Source organism: Methanimicrococcus hacksteinii (genome assembly GCF_032714515.1).
In the GTDB taxonomy this organism is placed as follows: Archaea; Halobacteriota; Methanosarcinia; order Methanosarcinales; family Methanosarcinaceae; genus Methanimicrococcus; species Methanimicrococcus hacksteinii.
Window position 1 is genome coordinate 52442 of the sequence record NZ_JAWDKC010000025.1, and the last position, 21960, is coordinate 74401.

Annotated in this window: 17 protein-coding genes and 2 tRNA genes; 6 read left to right on the forward strand and 13 right to left on the reverse strand. The window is 43.2% G+C overall.

All coding sequences use genetic code 11. The features are described 5' to 3' along the window. Window positions 1-180 precede the first annotated feature (180 nt). On the reverse strand, window positions 181-411 hold the full coding sequence (locus MmiAt1_RS07870; RefSeq protein WP_318786338.1) for a hypothetical protein: 231 nt from the start codon (window positions 409-411) through the stop codon (window positions 181-183). On the opposite strand from MmiAt1_RS07870, the gene MmiAt1_RS07875 reads away from it, so the two are divergent. Further along, window positions 403-732: a hypothetical protein gene (locus tag MmiAt1_RS07875; protein ID WP_318786339.1), complete on the forward strand. Its 330-nt coding sequence runs from the start codon at window positions 403-405 to the stop codon at window positions 730-732. The two genes, MmiAt1_RS07870 and MmiAt1_RS07875, sit on opposite strands and share 9 nt — an antisense overlap. A 124-nt stretch (window positions 733-856) precedes the next feature. Here MmiAt1_RS07875 and MmiAt1_RS07880 read toward each other — a convergent pair whose 3' ends face one another. The 3 genes from MmiAt1_RS07880 to MmiAt1_RS07890 form a co-directional block, all read right to left on the reverse strand. After that, entirely contained in the window at window positions 857-3175 is a 2319-nt protein-coding gene (locus MmiAt1_RS07880) for a DNA topoisomerase I (RefSeq protein ID WP_318786340.1), read from the reverse strand. 629 nt (window positions 3176-3804) lie between these two features. Further along, the gene (locus MmiAt1_RS07885; RefSeq protein ID WP_318786341.1) at window positions 3805-4161 is read right to left on the reverse strand and encodes a response regulator; all 357 of its coding nucleotides are present in this window, start codon (window positions 4159-4161) and stop codon (window positions 3805-3807) included. A 529-nt stretch (window positions 4162-4690) separates the two neighbouring features. Continuing rightward, window positions 4691-4762, reverse strand: a tRNA-Ala gene (locus tag MmiAt1_RS07890). 273 nt (window positions 4763-5035) lie between these two features. Here MmiAt1_RS07890 and MmiAt1_RS07895 point away from each other — a divergent pair. Then, a tRNA-Ile gene (locus tag MmiAt1_RS07895) sits at window positions 5036-5109 on the forward strand. 899 nt (window positions 5110-6008) lie between these two features. Then, window positions 6009-6371, forward strand: a complete 363-nt coding sequence (locus MmiAt1_RS07900; protein WP_318786342.1) for an MreA family transcriptional regulator — start codon at window positions 6009-6011, stop codon at window positions 6369-6371. A gap of 403 nt (window positions 6372-6774) precedes the next feature. Here MmiAt1_RS07900 and MmiAt1_RS07905 read toward each other — a convergent pair whose 3' ends face one another. The 4 genes from MmiAt1_RS07905 to pnuC form a co-directional block, all read right to left on the reverse strand. After that, a complete protein-coding gene (locus MmiAt1_RS07905; protein WP_318786343.1) occupies window positions 6775-8136 on the reverse strand; it encodes a PFL family protein in 1362 nt (453 codons plus the stop codon). A 33-nt stretch (window positions 8137-8169) separates the two neighbouring features. Then, a complete protein-coding gene (locus tag MmiAt1_RS07910) occupies window positions 8170-8448 on the reverse strand; it encodes an ACT domain-containing protein (RefSeq protein WP_318786344.1) in 279 nt (92 codons plus the stop codon). A 145-nt stretch (window positions 8449-8593) separates the two neighbouring features. Further along, window positions 8594-9526 carry a multifunctional transcriptional regulator/nicotinamide-nucleotide adenylyltransferase/ribosylnicotinamide kinase NadR gene (gene nadR / locus MmiAt1_RS07915; protein ID WP_318786345.1) on the reverse strand — a complete coding sequence of 311 codons (933 nt, stop codon included), beginning with the start codon at window positions 9524-9526 and terminating at the stop codon, window positions 8594-8596. Continuing rightward, window positions 9519-10190, reverse strand: a complete 672-nt coding sequence (gene pnuC, locus MmiAt1_RS07920; protein WP_318786346.1) for a nicotinamide riboside transporter PnuC — start codon at window positions 10188-10190, stop codon at window positions 9519-9521. The genes nadR and pnuC overlap by 8 nt, the downstream gene beginning before the upstream one ends. 259 nt (window positions 10191-10449) lie before the next feature. Here pnuC and MmiAt1_RS07925 point away from each other — a divergent pair, with 259 nt between their 5' ends. Next, the gene (locus tag MmiAt1_RS07925; RefSeq protein ID WP_318786347.1) at window positions 10450-10917 is read left to right on the forward strand and encodes a hypothetical protein; all 468 of its coding nucleotides are present in this window, start codon (window positions 10450-10452) and stop codon (window positions 10915-10917) included. A gap of 37 nt (window positions 10918-10954) precedes the next feature. Here the strand turns inward: MmiAt1_RS07925 and MmiAt1_RS07930 are convergent, their stop codons facing one another. Then, window positions 10955-13444: a DUF5814 domain-containing protein gene (locus tag MmiAt1_RS07930; RefSeq protein ID WP_318786348.1), complete on the reverse strand. Its 2490-nt coding sequence runs from the start codon at window positions 13442-13444 to the stop codon at window positions 10955-10957. 85 nt (window positions 13445-13529) lie between these two features. Here MmiAt1_RS07930 and MmiAt1_RS07935 point away from each other — a divergent pair, with 85 nt between their 5' ends. Continuing rightward, window positions 13530-13775 carry a hypothetical protein gene (locus MmiAt1_RS07935; protein WP_318786349.1) on the forward strand — a complete coding sequence of 82 codons (246 nt, stop codon included), beginning with the start codon at window positions 13530-13532 and terminating at the stop codon, window positions 13773-13775. 87 nt (window positions 13776-13862) lie between these two features. Here the strand turns inward: MmiAt1_RS07935 and cobT are convergent, their stop codons facing one another. Further along, window positions 13863-14924 carry a nicotinate mononucleotide-dependent phosphoribosyltransferase CobT gene (cobT, locus tag MmiAt1_RS07940; protein WP_318786350.1) on the reverse strand — a complete coding sequence of 354 codons (1062 nt, stop codon included), beginning with the start codon at window positions 14922-14924 and terminating at the stop codon, window positions 13863-13865. 491 nt (window positions 14925-15415) lie between these two features. On the opposite strand from cobT, the gene MmiAt1_RS07945 reads away from it, so the two are divergent. Next, a complete protein-coding gene (locus MmiAt1_RS07945) occupies window positions 15416-16162 on the forward strand; it encodes a hypothetical protein (protein ID WP_318786351.1) in 747 nt (248 codons plus the stop codon). Between the two features lie 764 nt (window positions 16163-16926). Here MmiAt1_RS07945 and MmiAt1_RS07950 read toward each other — a convergent pair. From MmiAt1_RS07950 to MmiAt1_RS07960, 3 genes are all read right to left on the reverse strand, one after another. After that, complete coding sequence (locus tag MmiAt1_RS07950) at window positions 16927-19644, reverse strand: heavy metal translocating P-type ATPase (protein WP_318786352.1); 2718 nt, start codon at window positions 19642-19644, stop codon at window positions 16927-16929. 260 nt (window positions 19645-19904) lie between these two features. Next, window positions 19905-21149, reverse strand: coding sequence for a hydroxymethylglutaryl-CoA reductase (NADPH) (hmgA, locus tag MmiAt1_RS07955; RefSeq protein WP_318786353.1), 1245 nt, complete (start codon window positions 21147-21149; stop codon window positions 19905-19907). Between the two features lie 444 nt (window positions 21150-21593). After that, the gene (locus MmiAt1_RS07960) at window positions 21594-21959 is read right to left on the reverse strand and encodes a DsrE family protein (protein WP_318786354.1); all 366 of its coding nucleotides are present in this window, start codon (window positions 21957-21959) and stop codon (window positions 21594-21596) included. Window position 21960: the final 1 nt, after the last annotated feature.

Consider the following 21960-nt stretch of genomic DNA (forward strand, 5'->3'; position numbering starts at 1 on the left):
ATAAAATAATCACAAATAAAATAAATGAAACATGAAACAACGATAAAAATGACAAAATAAATTGAAATGAATTTATTCGCCATTAAACAATAATGAAGTAGCACCCATTCTATTTATATTTAAATATTCAACCTGCGTTTTTGAATCTCTTTTTGATTCCCGGCACGATTTTTAAAAAATTTAAAAAATGTTCCGCTCGCGCGCGGACAGCGGCAGCGACAGCAGTAGCAGCGGCGGCGGCAACAGCAGCAATGGCCGCAGACAGGCCGACAAGTCTGCAACTGTATTTGCAATCAGCAGATGGCAACGGTAAACGGAAACGGTAAGGTAGCAGCGGAAAACGGAAACGGTAAGGTAATCTGTGCCCACGCTCGCGTAGCGAGCGGATGTGCTAAAAATGAGATGATGCATACGGAAATGCTGCTCCCGCCGACTGCTGCTCCCGCCGACTGCTGCTCCCGCCGACTGCTGCTCCTGCCGACTGCTGCTCCTGCCGACTGCTGCTCCCGCCGACTGCTGCTCCCGCCGACTGCTGCCCCCGCCGACTACTGCTGCCACCGCCGACTGCCCCCACCAACTGCTGCTCCCGCCGACTGCTGCTCCCGCCGACTGCTGCCACCGCCGACTGCTGCCACCGCCGACTGCTGCTCCCGCCGACTGCAGCTGCCACCGCCGTCTGCTGCCGTCACTGTTTGCATCACTGCCGCCCGCGCGCGAGCCGCACACATTTAAAAACAAATCAAAACCCAATCCCGGTTTGTGAATTAAATTATGAAAAAAGGTTCAATGAAAAAAATTATGAAAAAATTATGAAAAAATTATGAAAAAGAAATGAAAAGATGAAAAAAAGAAAAAATTACAAAACTTCTTTCCATTTTTCAATATTTTTCGAACTGATGCCGGTTTCTTTTGAAAGTTTTGCAGAATCGGCGGCAGTCAAATCTGAAAGCGTTAAAATGCCGGCGTCGTTGAGCTTTTGCAGAGATGCCGTTCCGAGCCCTTTGATGTCTGAAAGTTCTTCAGGGTTGGCGGCTTTTGCTTCTCTTTCGGCTTTTGCGGCGGCTTTTTCTTTTCGGATGCGTTTGGCGCGCTCGGCGGACGTTTCGGCGACAATGCCGTTTTTCTCGTCTTCCTCAAGCTTTTTCTGCCATTCGATGAAATTGCACTGCGGGCAGCCGAGTTCCCACGGACGTTTGCCTTCCGTGATGATTTTAATCTTGTACATCTGGTGTTCGTCGCACATTTTGTCCGTGACAACGACTTGTCCGGTACGCGGAACGGGCAATGAAAAGTCGCAGTCGGGGTAGCCGTTGCAGCCGATGAAGCGCGCGCCTTTTTTGGATTTCCGGATTGTTAAATCCGAGCCGCAGCGCTGACATTTTCCGACAACTCTGTCTTCCCGAAGGCCGGACTGAAGAGAACGGCCGATGTCTTCGTGATTCTTTTCCAGGTCGTCAAAAACATTGTTCAGCATTTCACGGGATTCTTTTAAAACATCCGCTTCGGAAATTTCACCTTCGGAAATCTTATCCATATCCGTTTCCAGCTGCTTGGTCATGTCCGGCTTAACAATCGTCGGCGCGTATTCTTCAAGCGTGTCGATAACCGAATAAGCCACATTTGTCGGCTGAAGCGGATTGCCGTGGACATAATAGCGTGAAACCAATTTGTTGATAATATCGGCGCGCGTCGCTTTTGTGCCGATGCCCATGTCATCCATCAGACGAATCAGACGGCCCTGACCGTAACGGCTCGGCGGCTGCGTTTCTTTATCAAATAATTCTTTGTTTGTGATTTTTAAAACATCGCCTTCTTCCAGATGCGGCAAAACGCGATCTTCCGGTTTGTTGTAAGGATAATACCAGCGCCAGCCTTCGTCCGTTAAGCTCGAGCCGTTGCTTTTGAAATCTTCGTCGCTGATATCAATTTCAACTCTCATGGTATCCCATTCGGCTTCGCCCGCAAATGTCGCGAAGAAGCGGCGGACGACCAGCTCGTAAATTTTCCACTCGTCCTCTTTCATGTCGGACCGTTTGGCGGGAGCGACCGGGTGAATCGGCGGGTGGGCCGGATCTTCTTTTTTGCCCTGCGTGGGCTTTAAGCCGTCTTTGTCGGCGATTTTAAGCAATGCTTTCGCATATTCGTCAAACTCGGTGCCGACAAACATTTCAATCAGCGTACGCAGCTCCAGACTTTCGGGATAAATGGTGCTGTCCGTTCTCGGATAAGACAAGTAGCCGGCTTCGTAAAGCGTCTGATACATACGTTTGGCGTTGTTGACGGAAATGCCGACGGCGTTGGCCGCCACATAAAATTCGGTTGTGTTAAACGGAATCGGCGGTTTTTCTTTGCGTGTTTTGGATTCCACGGATTTGATTTTGGCGTCGCCGCCGACAATAATTTTCGGATAAACGCGATCTGCGACTTCTTTTTCGTAAATACGGTTGGTATGGTATTCGGCGATAAAAGATTCCTGCGTTTTGGTTTCAAGCGTTGTTTCAATTTCCCAGTACGCGACGGGAACGAATGCTTCGCGCTCTTTTTCGCGCTCGACGATTAATGCCAGCGTCGGGGACTGAACGCGGCCGACGGATAAGAAAAGTTTTCCGAGGCGGCCGGCGCAGAGAGAAATGTAGCGCGTCAGAGCGGCGCCCCAAACCAGGTCAATGACTTCGCGGGCGTGGCCGGCATCAGCCAAATTGAAATTCACGGTTGTCAAATTATCAAACGCGTGCGTGATGTCTTTGGGCGTAATCGCACTGTAAAGCGCGCGGTTGTATTTAACGTCGGGATTGACGGACTGAACCAAAGTCAGCGCCTCAACGCCGATTAATTCTCCTTCACGGTCGTAGTCAGTCGCGATTGTGACAAGATCGGCTTTTTTGCCGAGAACTTTTAAAGCCGTCACGATTTTTTTGTTGGTTGTAATCGGAATAATGTCGGCGTCAATCAAATCTCTGGCCGAGTTTTTCTGCCAATTGTTATATTCATTCGGGAAATCAATGCCGACAACATGGCCGCTGAGACCCATAACGACCGTTTCCATGTCTTTATAAGTAAACTCGTACGTCTCGATGCCCAGTTTCGGGTAACGGACTTTTTTGACTTTATTTTCCGAAAGAATAGCAGCAATACGTTTTGCAGCGGTTTCTTTTTCCGTGATGATCAGATACATTTAAAGCTCCGGGAAATAATAAAATTGATAAGCCGCAGAAATCACCGATTTCATTGATTCGGCTGACGGTCCCTGAAAATTCAAATAAAGCGAATTATTCGGACAAATTTAATTTTTGAATGTTGTAATGGAAAACTTTGTTATTTATATTTTTTTGAAACGCCCCTATATAAACGGAACAGACCGGAAAAACAAAAAAACGACAACAGGCAGGGAAATAAGAATATAAAAAAGAAAAAGCGAACAGAAAAAATGAAAAAACGGGAAATAATGAAAAATCAAAAAGAATGAAAAATCAAAAAGAATGAAAAATCGAAAACAGTGAAAAATCGAAGACAATGAAAAATCGAAAATAATGAAAAATCTGAAAATAATGAAAAAAAGGAAACAATGAAAAAAGAAAACGATGAAAAATCTGAAAATAATGAAAAAAAAGGATAATAAAAAAATTGAAAATAATGAAAAATAATAGAAAACAATGCAAAAAAATAATGAAAATGAATGAAAAATGATTTTCGGCGCCGAAAATTAATTCGGCCGCCTGTTGAGATTTAAAATAAAAATTTGAAATAAATGAAATAAAAATTTGGAATAAAATAAAAGTTTTTAAAATCGGAAAATAAATGAAATTATCCGATATGCTTTTTGATCACTTCGACCAAATCGGCGCTTTTAACGGGTTTTCCGATAACTTCTTTGACGCCTGCTTTTAAGATGTCGTCGCCTTTTGTGGAAGAGAAAGAGGTTAAAGCAACAATAACGGCGTCTGAGTCATATTTCAAAATTTTCTCTGTTGCCTGAATACCGTCTGTGTTCGGCATCACGATATCCATAATCACAATATCCGGATTGAATTTCTTGTAAAGCTCGACTGCTTTTTCGCCGTCTTTTGCCTGTTCGACAAGGTATCCGGAATTCTGAATAATCTGAACCAGGAGATCGCGGAGCAAATCTTCATCATCAACAACCATTACTTTTTTTTGCATAATTAAATCACTCTCATAAATTAACCAAACTAAAAGTCAGAATCATATAATACGGAAAGCCTGACCGCATTCTGCACTCATTTCCGAAATGAGTTTTTATATGATACATAACAGTAAAATAGATTATAAATTATTCGCTGAATTTTAAATTCATCAGATTGTATTTTAAATTCATCAAATTGTATTAAAAAACGTGCTCAAATATATAATAACTTCGTTAACGGTTAAGCAAACAGCTGTTAACAGCTGTTGTTTGAGGCATTTAAATCTGGTTTTTCAATTAAAAACAAAAATTTGTTTGAGGCATTTGAATCTGATTTTTCAATTAAAAACGAAAATTTGTTTACAGCATTTGAATTCTTAAGAAATTAAATGAAAAACGAACATCAACAACAGTGATAACAACAGTGAATTAGAATAGATCAAAAAAGGGAAGGCGGAAACAAACCAAAAAAAAGGGAAACACGAATTATGTGTTCCCCAAAGGTTCGCAATGTTGTTTTCACACTAATCTTTACTCTGCCGCTTATGGACTGATCGGGAATTGAACCCGAGGCCTCTACCATGCCAAGGTAGCGATCTTCCGCTGATCTACCAGCCCGAAACCGGATTGGCAGATAAAGATTTTAAAAATTAACATTGAATCAATAATAATATTAAATCAACATTAATGCCGCCGCCGCTTAAATTCAGTTAGAATTGCTATCGGCACTGCGGATTAACACAAGGAATAATTTCTATAAATAATTGTCGATTTGCATGAAGTGATTCTGACTGTCGAAAAAGAAAGGAAACGGGAGAAAGCAAAATCTTTAAATATCACAATAGATATTAGAGGGTTGTTGTCTCACGAGCATTCAACAAAAACCAAATTGGGCCCGTAGCTTAGCCTGGTGGAGCGTACGGCTGATAACCGTAAGGTCCTGCGTTCGAATCGCAGCGGGCCCATTTTTCATTTTAATAGCATTAAAATTCTTTAAGTCTTTTTTCTGTAATTTTTACGATTAAATTATTCTTTCTTTTGTTTTCAGTCATTCTTTTATTTGTTTTCGGCCATCTTTCTTTTGTTTTCGATCATCCTTTCTTTTATTTACAGTTATTCGAGCTCCGGCATCTGATTATTCATTTTTTATTTTGGGGTTTCATTTCATAATTTTATTTCATTTTGATTCCTTAATTTTCATAATTTTAGCCGTTGATTCCTTATTTTTGATTTCATTTTGATTTCGTTTAGAATTTCGTGGAATATTTTTAAAAAATTATTCAAACTTAAAAATTTTCGGATTTATAATGAATAAATACTTTTTAAATTAATAGTTAAAATTCCTAAATAAAAAAATATTTAAATAAATAAAACAAATAACTAAATTGACTGTTTTGACCGTTTAACATTCAACTTGAATTCTGAAATTTTTCGAAAGGTATTTCATAATTCCGGGAAACTTTAGAGTTATAAACTTTGAAATATATTTTAGACTAATATCAATTAATTTAAAATATAATTAATTAGTTTATGCATGCTTGAAATATATAAAAAATACAGGGAATGAATAAATTTAAGTGCAGTATAATTTTAAAAACAGACTGCACCGAATGATTTCATGTATTTCCGCAAACATATTTCCCACTGTTGGAATTAGATTATTGAGTAGAGATAATAAACAGATATAAATAAGAGACATAAGTAATATAATGCGATAATTATAAATATGAATGGAATTGTTTATGGATATTAATATTTAATATTAAAATTAATATTAAAAATCCGATAATCATTTTCAAATAATTATCCATCAAAAACGTTAAAAACGACTAAAAAACGAAATGAGCAAAAATGAGGAACTACAATGAGTGAACAATATACTGGCAAAGATTCTGAGATGGTTGAGCTGCTGAGAAAATTAGATATCAGCCGCCCGGTTGCAAAAACATTAGCATGTTTATCTGACGGAAGAGAATTGACATCCCATTCAATTGAAATGTCATCCGGCCTCAGACAGCCCGAAGTCAGCATCGCAATGCGCTATCTCAAAAATAACAACTGGATTGAAGTCAGAGAAGAAAAAAGAGACAACGGTAAAGGAAGACCTGTAAAATATTACAAGCTGACCGTTCCGATGGACAAAATCATTGAAAAGATCGAGGAAAACATCCTTGAAGAAAGAAAAATGATTTTAAGAAACATCGAAGAATTAAAGAAAATTTCTTAATTCTTTCTTTATCTTATTTTTGATTTTAATGCAAACGAACACAACACTTCAGACCTGAACAATTTTTTGAATAAACTTAAACAAGTTATTCAAAAAATAATGGTTCAGGCCGTTTATTAATTGCAATAAGCGCTGATTTAATCAATTCTAATTTTTTTAACAACAATATAAACAGCGTCAGCTCTTTAATTTTAAAAATGGAAAAAATTGAAGAATCAGATTTTAAAAATTAAATTTAAATTTTGAAAATTAAACTTTTGAGAATCAGATTTTGAAAAACGGATTTGAGAACCAGACTTTGAGAATCCGAGTCCAATAAATTTAATTCAATCCGAATCCGTTAAAAATTGAAATATTGAAATCGATTTGTTGAAATCGATTTGTTGAACTCAATTTATTGAAATCAATTTGTCAAGGATTGAATCGGTGCGGGAATTCTGCCGCCGCGTTTTATGAATTCTTCCGAACTGAAATCGGACACATTCATAACGGGCGCCGCGCCCAAAAGGCCGCCGAATTCAACGGAATCGCCGACTTTTTTGCCGACGGCCGGAATCAGGCGAACGGCTGTTGTTTTCTTGTTAATGACGCCGATTGCCATTTCATCGGCAATAATCGCTGAGATCGTTGACGCGGAGGTGTCGCCGGGAACGGCAATCATATCCAGGCCGACAGAACAGACGCAGGTCATCGCTTCCAATTTTTCAAGCGATAAAGCGCCGTCCTCAACCGCGCGGATCATGCCCGCATCTTCGCTGACCGGAATAAAAGCCCCGCTGAGGCCGCCGACAGATGAGGAAGCCATTGCACCGCCTTTTTTAACGGCGTCGTTCAAAAGCGCCAAAGCAGCAGTCGTTCCGTGCGTTCCGCAGCGTTCCAGACCCATTGCTTCCAAGATTTCCGCAACACTGTCACCGACGGCCGGCGTGGGCGCTAAAGAAATGTCAACAACGCCGAACTCGACATTCAGTCTTTGAGAAACCTCACGCGCCGCCATTTCCCCCATCCGGGTGATTTTAAAGGCGGTTTTCTTGATTTCTTCAGAAATTTCCCCGAAAGACGGATTTTTAAGTTTTCGAAGCGCCGAATTCACAACGCCCGGACCGCTGACGCCTGCGTTGATCACGCATTCCGCTTCACCGACACCGTGAAAAGCGCCGGCCATAAACGGATTGTCATCGGGCGCGTTGGCAAAGACGACCAGCTTGGCGCAGCCGATGCTGTCCGCATCCGCCGTCAGCTTTGCCGCTTCTTTGATTACGTTTCCCATCAGCGCAACGGCGTCCATGTTGATGCCGGCCTTCGAACTTGCCACATTCACGGAAGAACAGACGCGTTCGGTTTCTGCAAGCGCTCTCGGGATGGATTCAATCAAGCGCCGGTCACCGTTTGTCATGCCTTTTTGAACCAAAGCACTGAAACCGCCGATAAAATTGACGCCGACTTCTTTGGCCGCTTTATCCAGCGTTTTCGCAACAGACACAAAATCCGGACTCGTGCAGGCTTCGGCCGCGATTGCAACCGGCGTTACAGAGATGCGTTTGTTGATAATCGGAATGCCGTAAAGATCTTCCACCGCTTCGGCCGTGCCGACCAAATTTTCGGCTTTTCCGATGATTTTTTCATAAATATTTTGATTAAAAACATCAATATCGGGATTAGAACAGTCTCTTAAACTGATTCCCATCGTCACGGTGCGGATATCCAAATTTTCCATCCGGACCATTTCAATGGTTTCCAAAATTTCTTCAGACGTCAAATACATGAATTTATTCTCCTGAAACTTTCGAAACAGTAATCAAATGCGGTGCATGTATCTGAAAACATCTTCGTGCTGGACACGGATTTCGACTTTGAGCTCTTGTCCGACTTCGGTCATTTTTTCCTGAAAATCTTTTAAAACAAAGTTTTCGCTTTTGACTTCGCCGATCATGAGCATCGTAAAAATGTCTTCCATAAGCGTTTGACGGATGTCGATAATGTTGACGCCGAAATCGGACATGACGCGTGTGACACCGGCGACAATGCCGACCGTGTCAACACCGATGACTGTAATAACAAAACGATCTGTTTTCATGTTATTGTTCCTTAATTTATATTTATATAAAATTTATTTCTTGTTTTAATTTATCAATAGAAGAAATGCATTTTTTGAGTCTTTGGTTGTAATTTCCCGAAATAATGACAAATTTGCTTTTATCATAGTTTATATCCGTTTCATACTATTTTTGCAATTGCATATCCAATTGCATTCGTGTATCATCGCAATCATTAAATCTGTATCCGTCCGCAATCCATTCAACATCAGGTTCAAAATATAAAATTAAATCATAATCGGACAAATGGCGAAAATGAATTAATTCTTGTTTTATTTCGCCGGTATACATTTTACTGTAAAATTCCGTAACAATGGAATCTGTATCAATAAACAATAATTTATTTGCCGTCTCAATTCCCTTTTTTTCTGCAAGAATCTGTTCCATCCCGATACTTATGAAATCTGACGGTTCAAATGCGGCGTCATTTCCGCCCAAATATCTCCGGGAATAGTATCTGCCTTCTTCTTGAACATAACTTGTATTGTACAATAGAGATAACATTTTTGTCATCGTAGATTTACCGCAGCTTTCAGTTCCCGTTAATAAGATACGTTTTACAAAATGTTCTCTTGCAGACGGAATAATAAAATCCCAGCTATTATAAGGATTATTGCGAATTTCAGTTGCACGGATAGGATATTCTTTTCTTTCTGTATCATACAATTCATATTTAACATCAGGGAAATATTTTGTATATCCTTCCGATGCGTATTGCGGCTCGCCTCCAAAAATAACATCAAATGTTTCCGGAATAACATCGTTTAATAAATAACTCCATTCTTCCCAGCCATCAGGATATTCCGGAACGTGGCTTTCATCAAGTCCGATTACAGAAATATGTTGAAGTTCATCCAATTCTTTGCTCAGCCATTTAATTTTTTGCTGAAGCGTCGGCACAGCAAACCCCGTATTTTCATACATTGCAGACTCAAGTTTTTCATGATGAGAAACAACAACATATAATTTTTTACATAATGTTCCTGCATTCAAAATTGCATTTATGTGACCGATATGCGGCGGTGAAAACTTCCCCACAAACAATCCGACGTCATACATTTAATTTTGCTCCTTTGTTCCAGTTATAATATCCGTATGCCGCATTAATCAGGTATGCTGTCCACATTAAAACCATAATCGGATTTCCGGCAAGTGTCCACATGATAATAGAAATAATATTAACAATAATCCATAATAACCATTGTTCTTTATAGCGGAGTGCCAGTAAGATTTGTGCAACAACAGAAACAACGGTTGTTATGCTGTCAAGCCCGGTATATGTGCTTCCTAACATTATTAAAAGTTGCTGAAATAGCACAATACAAATGATTGTTATTATGAATAATCCGATTTGTTTTGAGCGTGTTAATTCTTTCATCCGAACACGTTTATCATTTGTTGAGTTTCGTGTCCATAAATAAATGCCGATAAATTGCATCGGGAGGTAATACAATAAATTGAGTATTACTTCGCCATATAATAAAGAACAAAAAGCGACATAAGCGTATGCAATGCAGTTAATTAAACCAAATGCGTAATTCCATATACTGCCTTTTGCAACCAAAACGACACAAAAAATGCCTGTAATGAATGCAATAGTAGATATTAAATCGCTTTCCCAAACAACACTTAAAATAATTCCAATTATGAAAAATACAATGAGCCAGGTTATTTCAAAAACAGACCAATTTCTAAAAATATAATTCAATTTGAATTTTGCCATTTAATCACCCATTATATACAGAAAAAATAAAACCGCAACTTTCAACAAAAAATTTCACAATTACGAATGAAAGGAAGAGTTGGAGATTCATTCCATGAATTTTCAGCTAAATATAAATAATATTTTTGTATCTGCCGTTCATTTCCGACAAGTTATGTTTCCTACATGTGTTTGCTGCATATTATTCCATTATATGTCATCTCATTTATCACATCTGCTCGCTGTGTTGAGCGGATGTGATGAAAATAAGATGATGCAAATGGAAAGCCCAACCTGCACTCCGAACAGCCGACATTACACGCTGCCCGCACTCCGAACAGCCGACATTACATGCTGCCCGCATTCCGAACAGCCGACATTACATGCTGCCCGCACTCCGAACAGCCAACATTATACGCTGCCCGCACTCCGAACAACCACATTATACACTGCCCGCATTCCGAACAGCCGACATTACATGCTGCCCGCACTCCAAACAACCAGCATTATACGCTGCCTGCACTCCGAACAGCCGACATTACATGCTGCCCGCATTCCGAACAGCCGACATTACATGCTGCCCGCACTCCGAACAGCCGACATTACACGCTGCCCGCACTCCGAACAGCCGACATTACACGCTGCCCGCACTCCGAACAGCCGACATTACACGCTGCCCGCACTCCGAACAGCCGACATTACATGCTGCCCACGCCCTGAACAGCCGACATCACACGCCGCAGAATAATATGAAACAGTAAACACAAAAAAACAATTTTTATGTTTCAGCCGCGGATTTTTGCCCGAAGTTCTTTCGCTTCTTTTGCCAACCCGTCTTTTTTCATCGTTTTCGCAATCAGCTCAACCGCTTCCAAATTACGAACCGCGTCTTCCAAATATGAAAAAACATCGCCGACATAAGCCGTGATGCCGTATTCGCTTTCCAGTTCGCGGATAATTGCAATCGGCTCCAATCCTTTCATGCGGAGCAGTAAAATCTTTTCGGAAAATTTCCGCTCGGCACAGCCGCAGTACGGAGATTCTTTGCAGGAACAGACAAACATGTCGCCGGCGAAATTGAGCAGCATTTTCTGGTATTTGGGGCTGACCTCTTTTAAAACGGCGCCGTCAAAAATGATGTCCAAGAACGCGCCCTGGAAAACACGCGACGGCAGGTTCATTCGCAGATCTTTTGAAATCTGTTCGGCATATTTGAACGTCGCGCCCGTGAAAAATTCCAGATTCGTAATGATGCGAAGCGCCGAAATATTCGCTTTGATCGAATCCACAATCATGAATGTTTTTGAAACCGAAAGGAAATGTGCCGACGCGATTTGTCCGAGTTCCGTCTGCGTGACCGTCTGCCCTTTCAGTTCGATAAATTTGTATTTCTGAAGTTTGAGAAGCATGATGTTTTCATTAATCGAACCGAACATCGTTGACAGAATTTTCAGCAAATCTGATTTGGAAGATGTGACCGAAACTGATGCCAGCAGCTCTTCCAATTGATTTTCTTCATTATAATCAAAATCATCTTCCGAAAGCGTTCCTTTCAAAAGACCGACCGCGACGTCTTCTTCCGTCTCTTTTGATCCCGACGAATATGTTTTCCCGGGAACCGCCATTAAAACGACAATACCGCGGTCATGGAAGTCCGGACGCCCGGCGCGGCCGCTCATCTGCAAAAAGTCTTGGACCGTCAGCCAGTCAATGCCCATCGCAAGCGATTCAAAAATAACCTGCGACGCGGGAAAATCAACGCCCGCCGCAAGCGCGGCCGTCGTCACGACAACCGGAATCTCGCCTTTGCCGAACTTTGTTTCCACAATTTTTCGCTCGCGCTGATTCAGACCCGCGTGATAATAAGCCGACGGCATCGGAAGCGCGTTTGAAATGCTTTGGCAGTTCGCACGCGAATTGGTAAAAATAATCGTTTGTCCGCGATGTCCTTTGGATGATTTCATATTCCATTCATCTTGGACCAGCTGCGTCATCAGCCGGTTCTTTTCATGCTCCTGAACGAAAAGCAGATGCCTGTCAATCGGAACCGGCCGATGCTCGTAAACGACAAGATTCGCCCCGAGCTTCTCGGCAAAATAATTCGGATTGCCGACCGTTGCCGACAAATAAATGAACTGCGCGTCCGGGACCGTGTAGCGCAGCCGCGCAATCAGGCCGTCCAGCCGGTGTCCGCGTTCGGCATCGGTGAGCATGTGCACTTCGTCAATCACAACCGTTCCGACCTGTCCGAGCGCGTCCGCGTTTCCGAGGCGCAGCAGATGGTCGATGCCTTCGTAAGTGCCGACAATGATGTCCGAGTCCAGCGTTTTTTTCATAAACGTCGTCTCTTTCGTTTTAATCATCTCGGCGCCGATTCGAATGGATGTTTTGAGGCCGATTTCGTTGTAGCGTGTTGTGAATTGATCGTATTTCTGGTTGGCAAGCGCAACCAGCGGCACGAGGTAAAGCATTTTTCCTTTTTTGGAAAGCACGTTCTCAACGCCCGCGATTTCGCCGATTAATGTTTTGCCGGTCGCGGTGGCGGAGACAATCATTAAATTTTTGTGTTCCAGAAGTCCGGATTCGACGGCCAGCGATTGAACCGGCATGAGATCTTTTGATTTTTTGAGAAGAAGATCTTTCAGCCGTTTATGAATCGGAAGCGCCTTAATCGGCATTCGCTTCTCGTCTTTCGATGAAACGACCGTATCGTATTTTGTCGTCGACGCGTCCAGCCGGTCGGCGTTGAGCATGGAAAGCGTTTTGTCAAAATCGCGCGTTCGGTCCAAAACGCGGTCAAAAAAATCCATTGTGGAATCGCCCATATGCTGTTTGGAATTTCTGAGCGCTTTTTTCAGCTCGTCTTTCGCGCAGTCGGGGCAAATAAGTTCTTTTCCGTATTTGACGGATGATTTGTTCAAAAAATTAAAACGTTTTTGAAGCAGACAATGGCGGCAGATGTCGACCGTGTCAAATTTGAGCTGATATGCGCCGAGCATGTCCTCAAGCTCCTGCCGGTTTTTCGGTGACGTTTCTCTTGAAACCATGACACGATTTGCTTTTTTCAAGGTTTCGATAAAATCCTTTGTCGGGACATATTCTTCATCGGCGAGCGTTTTTCCGTTTCTCTTCAAAACCCGGATTTTGTGCGGACGAAAGCCGGCTGTGTTTTGTTTCAGCTCCAGCTCTCCGACCCACAAGGGCTCCCGTTTTTTGTCAGCGATGACCATGACCGTGAAAGTTTTTCCCTTCCCGGCAAAAAGGATCCATAACATTTGATATCTCAAAAGAAAAAGGGGTTTAAATATTTATCATATGCCAAAAACGGAATGGGTTTTGTTGAATTTTTAAAAAACGGGGATGGAATTTATGTATGTTTTTGAAAAACGGAGCAGCTCGCGCGCGGCGAGCGCTGCTGCGCTGCCGAGCGGCCGCAGCAGGCAGCAGGAAGCAGGCCGGCAAGTCTGCAACTGTATTAATTACAACTGCAGACAGCAGCAAACGGATAACAGTAAGGTAATCTGTGCCCACGCTCGCGGAAGCGAGCGGCTGCTAAAAAAAGATGCAGATGCAAACGGCAAAACACCAGCGGTGCAAATGATATGAAAACAGCAGCAAACGGAATAATTGCTGTTAAAAAAACAGATGAAATTAAAAGATGAAAATGAAAGGATGAAAATGAAAAGGAAGGAATCAAACCTTCCCCGCTTTTAAAATTTCACACACATTTTCCACTTCTTCTCTGAATTCGGCATCCGAAAAGCCCATCAGATTGGCAAGATACATGGAACCGCCGGCGCCGGCACCTTCTTTAATCGTTCCTGTATCGTATCTTTGAATGCCGGGAAGTCTGGATTTCCCGAAACCGGGATCGGAAATGTAAGCTTTAAAGCCGAGTTCTTTGGAAAGGTCGCCGAAGTTGGCGGTTTCATCTTCCATCACGTATCGGGTGGTCGCCAAATCGACATTTGAAAGATTGACGCCCATGTGTTTTGCAACGGCGTAAACGGCGGCCATTTGCGTTCCGCCGGCCATGATGATGTTCATCTCGGGGTCGTACTCTTTAAATCCGGCAATCAGGCCCGCGACGGCCGGCATCATGGGGTCGCCGAGGAGTTCGACGGCTCTGAGCGGATCGTCTCTGAGGCTTCCGACAATGATGTTGTTCTTTTTCATCGCGTCGCTGACGACTTGACATTTCAGCTCGACGGGATTGATGTCGGCGCTGCTGCTCACGCGGGCGTTGTAGCCGAGAGCGATTAAAACGCCCATCGCAGTCGTTGTGCCGCCGGGCGTGCTTTCGCCGATGATCGGATGATCAGTGGTCGGCGCGAGTTCGCGGCCGATTTTCCGGGCGTTTTCAAAAATCATTTTCGGGTCGTGAACGGCAATGCCTGTTGTGATGTCTTCGCCGACAGCGGCATCTGTCTGGTACATCGGAATGGAATCGTCGGGCAGAATCATGAGGCCGGCGTTAACGAAAACGAAAGGAACTTTGGTTAAATTGAGCGCCGAACGCGTGATGACGGCAGGCGTCGGCGTGTCCAAGGGCGGCGTCATGGGCATGACGGGAACGCTGATGATGTTTCCCGTTTGCATTAATTCGCTGTCGCCGGCGGGCGTGTAAACGGTCAGTTCCGCCGTTTTTCCGGCAGCTGAGAGGCCGGGAATCTGAGAGGTTTTCGTATTCGATAAAACACAAATGTAAAGCGGCTTTTCAGCATTAAATTCAGGTTTCGGTGTCGTCCAGCTCATTTCATATACCCCGTTTGCAAAATGATTTTAAAATTTAAAAAACACAAAAATAAATACAAAAATAAACACAAATTAACAAGTGAGGTGTAATAATGAGATTTTTGAATATTAACTCTCCGTTAAATAAAATTGAAATGAGGGAAAGTGAAATTGATTATTTATTCTGAAAATCATCCGTCTTTTTGGATGTCTCTGCTGATTTTTGAGATTTCTGAGATTTTTGAAATTTTTGAGATTCAAAAGTTTTTTGAAATTTCTGAGATTTCTGAAGTTTTTTGAAATTTCTGAGATTTCTGAAGTTTTTTGAGATTTCTGAGATTCTAAAGTTTTTTGAGATTTTTGAAGTTTTTTGAGTTTTTAAGAATTTTTGAATGAGAACAAAAAATATCTATTGGCTTTTCATAGCATATTATATGAAAAAATTAAAATTTTTAAAATTTCTTTTTATTTCATTTGTTCTTTTGATTCTTTTTGTTTTCATTTGCGGCTGCATGAATGAACCGAATGAAAATACAAATACGGATTCTGAAATAAATACGGATCCTTATACAAATGTCAGCGCCGGTATGACTTGTGACGAAAACAATTTCAGATTTAATTTAGGTTACATGATTTACGAGAATTACGAAATCGATCAGAATAATGTCACTTATACAATATCGGATGACAGCATTCAAGTAAACCTCCCGGCGATTCAAAAAGAAATTTCGGATGATGTTCCCGAACGTAAATATGGATTCGTCACTGTTGAAGTCGGCGATAGAAGTGTGTTTAAAGACAGGCAAATGTACAACATCACACTCAAAAACGGAACGGTTGTCGGCACATTTGCTTTTGAGGATGAAAAATTGTACACATTCACGCCGGCTTATATCCAAGGCATAAAAATCAAGTCCGAGAAAAAACAGATTAAAGCGTATGCTCAAGCGGGAACAGGCGTTGAAATGGTGTACACCATAGACACTGCCAATGCCACGACTTCAAAATCGTTTGATGAAAACAACACGTATACAATTTCAGTTCCCGAAAGAAAATTAGATTATAAAGAGCCGATACCGCTTCCAATGTTGATTTCAGTTCATGAATTTGACATTGCGAATTCAAGCAAACTGAAAAACGGAAAATACACTGTCAAAATTAATGATATGGAAGCATCATTTATTATCATCGCCGGCACTGTTGTTTGGATTAGCAACGCCGGAGAATATTGGGCCGTAAATTTAAAAAATTTAAAGTGAATGAAGTAAAATGGATTTGGAGGTCAGTCTCCATTTTTCGATCCATTTTCGGAAAAACCCGAAACATCGTTTTTCTTCAATTTTCAAAAACCCGAACTCCCTTTTTTGCTTGAGCTATTTTTAGAATGTTTTTTTGTTTTTCCGGTTTTATCGGGAGTTCGGGTTTGCCGAAAATTCAAAAAACCGATGTTTCGGTTTGAAACAAATACAGCAAACCCCACTCCAAATTACGAATTTCGGGCGACGCGAAGCGGCGAACGAAATCGGAATTTGGAGAGGTTTTCAAAAAAAAGAAAATTTAAAGAAAATACGTGTTATAAAAAATTTAATGATGATGCTGCATTGTGTTTCGTTGAAGTCATGGGACGAATCTCCAACTCCTCCTAACGCTTGCTACGCTCACGAAACTCGTCGTTGGAGGTGGTTGTTTCGGGTTCTCAATTCACTTCAAAACAAAATAAACATCGTCTTTCTTCAATTTTCAAAAATCTGAACTCCCTTTTTTGCTTGAGCTGCTTTTTGTTTTCTGTTTTTCGGGTTTTATCGGGAGTTCGGATTTGTCTGATTTTTCAAAACCGATGTTTGGGTTTTGCTCAAATAAACAAAAATAAAAAACGAAAAAAGAATCTGAAAGTAAAAATAAAAAAATAGAAAAACAGAAAAAATGAAAAGTGAAAAATAAAAAATGAAAAGTGAAAAGTGAAAAGTGAAAAAAGAAAAGAAATGAAAAGAAATAAAAAGAAATGAAAAATGAGACCTGAGATTTATTTCAATCTCAAAAGTCTCATCGAATTTAAAACGGCGAGCAGCGTGACGCCGACATCGGCGAAAACGGCTTCCCACATGGAAGCAATGCCCATAACGCCGAGCGCCATGAAAATGACTTTGACGCCGAGCGCGAAAATGATGTTTTGGTAAACGATCGATTTTGTTTTTTTGGCAACGTCAAACGCGTCGGCCAGCTGAATCGGATCACCGGTCATGAGAACCACATCGGCGGCTTCAACCGCGGCATCGGAACCGACACCGCCGACGGCAATGCCGATATCGGCGCGCGTCAGAACGGGGGCGTCGTTGATGCCGTCGCCGACGAAAGCAACTTTTGACTTGGGATTCACAGATTTGGTTTCGGCTTCTATTTTTTCAAGCGCCTCGACTTTCTGATGCGGCAGCTGCTCCGTGTAAACATCGTCCAATCCGAGATCAGCGGCAAAGGCGCGGCCGACTTTGTCGGTATCGCCGGTGACCATCACCGTCTTTTCAATACCGGACTTTTTCAGGCGCGCCAACGCCTCCTTGCTGTCGGGCTTCACTTTATCGGAAATGGCAATCCGCCCTTCAAAAACGCCGTCAACGGCAACATAAATGTGCGTTTCAACCGCCGATCCCGTGTCCGGCAGATCAGGAACGGAAATGTTTTCCAAGTCCATCAGTTTCAAGTTGCCGATGACAACAGTTTTGCCGCCGCAAACGGCTTTAATGCCGAAACCGGGATATTCTGTATGTTCGGTCACAGCGGATGCAGCAGTCACAGCAGACGCAGCAGTCACGGCAGATGCAGCAATCGCGGCGGATGCAGCAGTCACGGCGGACGCAGCAGACGCGGCGGAAACGGATTCGGATTTGTTTCCGGTGAATTTATCTTCAGCCGCTTTAACAATCGAATGGGCAATCGGGTGATTGGAATAAGATTCGGCGGCGGCGCTGAGTGCCAGCAGGTCATTGTCCGAAAGCGCGGATTCCCGGGGACGGTCGATTCGAACAACATCGAAAACGCCAACCGACAAGGTTCCGGTTTTATCAAAAACAACGGTTTTGACTTGCGTCAACCCTTCCAAATAGTTGCTGCCTTTGACAAGAATGCCTTTCTTGGAAGCGGCGCCGATGCCGCCGAAATAGCTGAGCGGAACGGAAATCACCAGCGCGCAGGGACAAGAGATGACCAGGAAAACCAGGCCGCGGTAAATCCAGTCTTCAAAGGCGGCGCCCGGCAAAACCAGCGGCGGAACGACGGCAATTAAAACGGCCGCCAGCGTCACCAATGGCGTGTAGTATCTGGAAAAGCGGGTGATGAATTTCTCTGTCGGCGCTTTTTTGGAAGCGGCGTTTTCAACCAGATCCAGGATTTTGGAGACCGTGGACTCTTCAAACAGCTGATCAACGCGGATTGTCAAGGTTCCGCTTTTGTTGATGCTTCCGGAAAGCACGGCGTCGCCTTCGCGAACGGTCCGGGGAACGGACTCCCCCGTCAGCGCGGAGGTGTCAAGCAGAGAAGCACCGGACAAAATCGTTCCGTCCAGCGGTATTTTTTCGCCGGGCTTGACGAGAATGGAATCGCCGATTTCAACATCGTACGGGGAAACGGTTTCGTATCCGCCGCTACCGCCGTCATCGGAACTGATGATTTTGTGCGCGTAATCGGGCCGGATGTCCATCATATCGTAAATGGATTTGCGGGAACGGTTGACGGCCATTTCCTGGAAAAGCTCGCCGATTTGATAGAAGAGCATCACGGCAACGGCTTCCGTGTATTCGCCGAGCGCGAAAGCGCCGAGTGTCGCAATCGTCATCAGGAAGTTTTCATCGAAAAACTCGCGGCGGAAAATGCCGCGGACGGCTTTGTAAACAACGTCGCCGCCGATGATGAGATAGGCGATGATGAAAACGATGTATTCGGCGGGCGTTCCGTGAAGAATTCCGATGTCGGAAAGACCCGGAAGCGCTGTTTCGTGGGAAATGTGAATCAGGATGCCGAGCAAATAGACAAGTGCGCCGATTAAGATCCGGGCGGCCCGTTTTTTATCGACGTACTGAAACACGGAAAAACGTTTTTTATCGGAAACCGAAGAACCGGATTCGGCCGGGGCTGTATCTGAAACGGATTCGCAGCACGCATCATGGCATTCGGATTCAGAGGATTCAGCGAATGCGGCAGATTCGGCAGATGCGGCAGATTCAGAGGATGCGGCCGATCCGGTGGATTTGGCGGGTTCGGCGGGTTTGACGATTTTGAATTCGGTTTGTTTCTTTTTTTCCGTCACTTCGACATGCGATTCAATCGAATGAACGATTTTTTCAATCTCGGGCAAGATGTCGCCGGTGTAACCGTCTTTCAGGCGGACGGTCAGCGTTGCTGCTCCGAAACTGACAGCGGCTTCTTCGATGCCGTCTAATCTGCCGACGGCATCTTCGATTTTTGCGGCGCAGTTGGCACAGCCTAATCCTTTCAGGAAATATTCTTTCGGGGGATTCCGGCGTTTTGTTTTTTCGGAAACGACGACGTGAGGTTCGATTGAACGAACGATTTTTTCGATTTCCGGCAAAGGATCGCCGGCATCGTTTTTCAGTTCAATCGTGAGCGTTTCCGTGGCAAAATTAACCGAGGCTTCGAGAACGCCGGCCGATTTGCCGACGCGGTCTTCGATTTTTGCGGCGCAGTTGGCGCAGCCCAATCCTTTTAACAAGTATTCTTTTTTGACCATTTTATACACCCAAATAAACGGTGTGAAAAATTGTACTGATTTTTCATAACTTTAATAACATTTAATTAAAAAGTGTTACGAATTCTTAATCAAAAAAGAAAGTATATAAATATTACCGAATACAGTAACACAAACGCATATCAAAAATAACACTTGAGAGCTACAAAAAGAGTCAAAAAATAGCAAACCGATTCAAAAACGAAAAATTATCGGGAAAAAATGAAAAAAGTTGGGAAGAAATTGGGAAAAATTGGGAGAAATTATCTCCCGAGCTGGGCGTGCGCGCGCGCCAGGTGACCGGCGGCCTGGGCGGCAATGAGCGACACTTCGCCTGCCAAAACGGCGGCGGTGACAATTTCGGAAAGCGCCAGTGCATTTTCCCCGGGAACGGCACCCGCCCCGGCCACGCCGAGCAGTTTCAAGCATTCCTGCTGCGTTGCAATGGACGTTCCGCCGCCGACGGTTCCGACTTCAACGGCCGGCATCGTGACGGAGCAGATGAGATCGCCGTTGTCGGCCAAATCCATTTCTGTGACACAAAGACTGCCTTCAACAACGTGCGCGGGATCCTGGCCGCAGGCGAGGAAAACGGCGGCGACGATGTTTGCGGCGTGGGCATTAAAGCCGAGTGCGCCGGCTCTCATCGAACCGATGAAGTTTTTGCGGTAATTGACGTCAAACATAGATTCAGCCGTGCATTTGAGCGTTTCTTCGATAAATGAAGCGGACAGGCGGGCTTCGGCAACCACGGTTTTGCCGCGGCCGAGAATCGCGTTGATTGCGGTCGGCTTTTTGTCGGTGCACATGTTTCCGGAAAGTGAAACGCAAGCGACGCCTTTTTCGTCGGCGATAAGTTTTGTAATCGCTTCGGACGCGATTGTGATCATGTTCATGCCCATCGCGTCTTTTGTGTCAAAACCGAGGCGGACGTGAACGTTGTTGCCGCTGACAAATGCCTGAACATCCAGGAGTTCGCCGAACCGGGAGGTTGCGTCCGCCGCTTCTTTCATTTTGGCGAATGTCTCGGGAAGCATGACCCAGTCATAGAAGTCTTTGGTTTCGTCCAATGTGCTGAATTTAAAGACGGGCGCTCTTGTCATCATGTTTTTAAACACGCGGACGGTTGTGCCGCCGGATTTTGTGATGATGGAACAGCCGCGGTTAACGCTGGCCACCAGCGCGCCTTCGGTTGTCGCAAGCGGCAAGTAATAATCGCCTTTGGCATAATCACCGCTGATTTTAATGATTCCGGCAACGCCGAGCGGGATTTGAACGGCGCCGATAAAGTTTTCGATGTTCTTTTTGGCGACCGCTTCGGTGTCAAAGGAATAGGTTGAGATGTGGTCCAGTTCGACATTTTTTTGGTTTTCCAAAAAAGCGCGGCGCAGTTTGGCCGAGCCGTCTTTATCCAGGTGTTCTTCGATTTTGCGTAAATTGATTTCGCCTGAAATCATTTTGTCAAGAAGAGCTTTCTCATCCGCCGTTAATTTTTCTGCTGTGGACATGACTATCAATCTCCGAATGGTTTTAAAACAATTAATTCTATTTCGATCAGACTTTCGTTTTCGATTAATGAACAGAACAGATAATGAGTTTAAAATATAATCGGTATTCTTTTTTGCGGTCAACCGTTTTGTTAAATTTCAGCTGAAATTTATCCTGCAATTCGAAAAATAAAAAATAAAAACAAAAATTAAATAAAAATGAAAAGGATGTTTGACCGAATCAGTTATTGACAAATTTCATTCAAATTATCATTCAAATTATCATTGATAAATTACGATCAATTGACAAACCGACAAATTTTGTCGGTTATTGATCAAACACAATCAAATCAAATACGATCAAACACAATCATAATCAAATACGATCAAACACAATCATAATCAAATACGATCAAACACAATCATAATCAAATACGATCAAACACAATCATAATCAAACACGAATCAAACGTACATAATCAGCTGATTTTCTTCCGTGTATTCGATTAAGGTGTTGGTCAGCTCTTTTGTGGTGATGATTTCGGTTCCCGGAATCATTTCGTCCTGCGTCATGCCGATGATGGAAGCCGCCAATTCGCAGCATTTGATTTTGACGCCCAGATCCAGGCATTCCTGAATTTTATCGTCATAGTTTTGAGTGCCGACTTTGTTCTTTTTGGTCAGAATCGCCCCCATCGGGCCCCAAATCAGAATCGTGGCATCAATTCCGCGTTTTCTGTAGCAGCGCGCAAAACGCAAAGCATGCTGCGGCGCTGTGCTTTCATATACCATATCGTTGAGTAATATCAAAACTTTTGTAACTTTGGACATG

What these genes read in the sequence shown, in the direction of transcription:
- hmgA (WP_318786353.1), bottom strand. Translation starts at nt 21,149, where the DNA reads ATGTCCACAGCAGAAAAATTAACGGCGGATGAGAAAGCTCTTCTTGAC.
- MmiAt1_RS07935 (WP_318786349.1), top strand. Translation starts at nt 13,530, where the DNA reads ATGGAATTTATGTATGTTTTTGAAAAACGGAGCAGCTCGCGCGCGGCG.
- MmiAt1_RS07880 (WP_318786340.1), bottom strand. Translation starts at nt 3,175, where the DNA reads ATGTATCTGATCATCACGGAAAAAGAAACCGCTGCAAAACGTATTGCT.
- MmiAt1_RS07870 (WP_318786338.1), bottom strand. Translation starts at nt 411, where the DNA reads ATGCATCATCTCATTTTTAGCACATCCGCTCGCTACGCGAGCGTGGGC.
- MmiAt1_RS07930 (WP_318786348.1), bottom strand. Translation starts at nt 13,444, where the DNA reads ATGTTATGGATCCTTTTTGCCGGGAAGGGAAAAACTTTCACGGTCATG.
- pnuC (WP_318786346.1), bottom strand. Translation starts at nt 10,190, where the DNA reads ATGGCAAAATTCAAATTGAATTATATTTTTAGAAATTGGTCTGTTTTT.
- MmiAt1_RS07960 (WP_318786354.1), bottom strand. Translation starts at nt 21,959, where the DNA reads ATGTCCAAAGTTACAAAAGTTTTGATATTACTCAACGATATGGTATAT.
- MmiAt1_RS07875 (WP_318786339.1), top strand. Translation starts at nt 403, where the DNA reads ATGATGCATACGGAAATGCTGCTCCCGCCGACTGCTGCTCCCGCCGAC.
- MmiAt1_RS07945 (WP_318786351.1), top strand. Translation starts at nt 15,416, where the DNA reads ATGAATGAACCGAATGAAAATACAAATACGGATTCTGAAATAAATACG.
- MmiAt1_RS07950 (WP_318786352.1), bottom strand. Translation starts at nt 19,644, where the DNA reads ATGGTCAAAAAAGAATACTTGTTAAAAGGATTGGGCTGCGCCAACTGC.
- MmiAt1_RS07925 (WP_318786347.1), top strand. Translation starts at nt 10,450, where the DNA reads ATGGAAAGCCCAACCTGCACTCCGAACAGCCGACATTACACGCTGCCC.
- cobT (WP_318786350.1), bottom strand. Translation starts at nt 14,924, where the DNA reads ATGAGCTGGACGACACCGAAACCTGAATTTAATGCTGAAAAGCCGCTT.
- MmiAt1_RS07900 (WP_318786342.1), top strand. Translation starts at nt 6,009, where the DNA reads ATGAGTGAACAATATACTGGCAAAGATTCTGAGATGGTTGAGCTGCTG.
- MmiAt1_RS07910 (WP_318786344.1), bottom strand. Translation starts at nt 8,448, where the DNA reads ATGAAAACAGATCGTTTTGTTATTACAGTCATCGGTGTTGACACGGTC.
- nadR (WP_318786345.1), bottom strand. Translation starts at nt 9,526, where the DNA reads ATGTATGACGTCGGATTGTTTGTGGGGAAGTTTTCACCGCCGCATATC.
- MmiAt1_RS07905 (WP_318786343.1), bottom strand. Translation starts at nt 8,136, where the DNA reads ATGTATTTGACGTCTGAAGAAATTTTGGAAACCATTGAAATGGTCCGG.
- MmiAt1_RS07885 (WP_318786341.1), bottom strand. Translation starts at nt 4,161, where the DNA reads ATGCAAAAAAAAGTAATGGTTGTTGATGATGAAGATTTGCTCCGCGAT.